This window comes from Weizmannia sp. CD-2023 (assembly GCF_036225245.1).
Lineage (GTDB): Bacteria > Bacillota > Bacilli > Bacillales > Bacillaceae_C > Weizmannia > Weizmannia faecalis.
Genome location: NZ_JARTJQ010000117.1, coordinates 1 through 2,195 on the forward strand (window position 1 = coordinate 1; position 2,195 = coordinate 2,195).

General features: G+C 36.7%; 3 protein-coding genes. 2 read left to right on the plus strand and 1 reads right to left on the minus strand.

The genetic code is table 11. The features are described 5' to 3' along the window. A partial coding sequence (locus P9687_RS16005) for an IS5-like element ISBco3 family transposase (RefSeq protein WP_328228927.1) occupies positions 1 to 1,073 on the minus strand: 1,073 nt, incomplete at its 3' end. 84 nt (positions 1,074 to 1,157) lie between these two features. Between P9687_RS16005 and P9687_RS16010 the strand changes: the two genes are divergently transcribed. Further along, a complete protein-coding gene (locus tag P9687_RS16010; protein ID WP_052123362.1) occupies positions 1,158 to 1,814 on the plus strand; it encodes an ATP-binding cassette domain-containing protein in 657 nt (218 codons plus the stop codon). 5 nt (positions 1,815 to 1,819) lie between these two features. Beyond that, positions 1,820 to 2,195: ABC-2 transporter permease (locus P9687_RS16015; protein ID WP_328228771.1), on the plus strand; the 376-nt coding region annotated here is incomplete at its 3' end.

The following is a 2,195-nucleotide window of genomic DNA, read 5'->3' on the forward strand; positions in this document are numbered from 1 at the left end:
ATCAAGGCATAGCCATCTACAACGCTAATGGCGACTTTTGAGCCGAATTCCACGTTCGCTTTTGCCTTGCCACGCACAATTGGACGGACATGCGGCTGGGAAATGCTCACAATCCGGTGGTCAATCCGATGTGTTTTCTTTTTGTACATTTCTGCCTGTTGGCGGTAAAGTTCATGAATCACGAGGAGTTGTCGGTATTCATCTTTGCTCAAAAGAGACAGGGAGCTTTGGGAAATGAGATTTCCAATGATCTCCAGATTCCGTTTCACATATCCAAGTTGTTTGCCGACAGCTTTCCGGATTTTCCGGGCTCCAGCTTTGCGTTGCTTAGCGACAGAAAGATAGTCCCTGCGGGCTCTTTTTCTGTAGGTCCTTGGCTTTCGTAATTTTCCTTTGTGCGGTTCATGCAGTACATCAATGATATGTTCCAGTTTCTCACGGGCTTCGTTCAAAAGCCCCAGGTCAGTAGGGTAAGCAATATCAGCCGGTGCACAGGTTGCGTCCAGAATGAGCTTTCCTTTGTTCTTCGTTTTAGGAGAAGCCGATCCAGTTGAATTCTCTTCCGAAGCAGGACCGGAAGGTTGATGATCACCACTACTATGATCGTCATCATCATGGTGATCATCATCGTTGCCATTTTCCTTAGATGCTTCTTCCGATTGGCGTTCTTGTTCTTCCAGAACAATCCATTCATTCAGTTCATTGATGATGTTTGCACCCAAACGTTTTCTAAAACGAGTCATCAGAGAATGATCGAATGGGGCTTTTTCCTGGAATTCAGGCAACCCAATAAAATACTGAAGATACGGGTTTTCCGTGATCTGTTCGACTGTTTCCCGGTCAGATAGCCCAAGCCGTTCTTTGATATAGAGAGCCCCAAGAGCAACTCTGACAGAATAAGCCTTTTCACCTTTGAATTTTTTCTTGAAGGACTTGGCATACTTTTCTTCAGCCTTCCACCAAGGGATTAATTCAGCAAGACGGACCCAGCGATTTTCTTTATTTAATTTTCCACCGAATGGTAGAAAAAAATCTTCTACAAAAGTTAATTGATGTTCGGTCTTTTTGTACATCGTAACGGCCTCCAAGTGCAAGGTTTTTTATACGTTTCCTATAAAATCCTTACACTTTATATTCGACAAAAGTGGCCAAAATCCTTGTCAAATCTGGAATTTTTGTTTATTCAGCAAACCCTAAATAATATTAGTTTTTCAGCATTTCCTAAAAATATAGTAGGAATTATTGGTGAAAATGGAGCTGGAAAAACAACACTTTTAAGGATTATTTCTCAAACAGTTTCTTTGGATTCAGGAAATCTTTCGGTTCCTCCCAAGAATGAAATTGGTTTTCAATTTGACACTAATCATTTTCCCGAGGAATTATCTGCGGAAAATATTAATTTATTTATGCCATATATATTTAAATCATGGGATTCAAAAAAATTTAAGGATTATCTAGATAAATTTGAAATACCCGAAACTCAAAGCATTAAATATTTTTCGAAGGGAATGAAAACCAAAATTGGTATTGCTGTTACTCTATCCCACCATCCAAAATTGTTATTACTTGATGAAGTTACTGGTGGATTAGACCCTTTAATTAGGGATACTGTGTTAACCATTATAAAGGAATATGTAAAGACAACCTCATCTATTGCAATTATGAGCACACACCTACTTGACGATATTATTAAAATTGCAGATAAGGTTATATTTTTACATAAAGGTTCTATGCTACTAAAAAAAGATGTTTCCGATATAAGTAATACAAATGAGTTGGAAGCGGAATTAAAGAATATAGTAGCAAGGAGGTAATCAATATGGTAGGAGGATATTTAAAAGATATATTATTATTGGGAAAACACTGGTTTAAATTAAAGTTCGTAATATCATTTGTAGCGGCCCTAATTTTGGCAATAATATTCCTACGCCAAGACAGTGCTGTAATTTCAATATTTATAACTATGCTTTTTCTGAATAGTATTCAGTCACTATTTAATGATGATAATAAATCCGGTTTTTTAGACTTTCTAAATACAACAGGTGTATCTTTCAATAGGATAGTATTTGCACGTTATTTAACGGGTATTTCATTATGTCTTATCTCAAGCATTTTTTCTTTTTTAGTTAATTTAATTATATATGTCTTTTATAAAAATTTGCCTTTAAAATCTTACTTACTCAAGTTTCGGACTT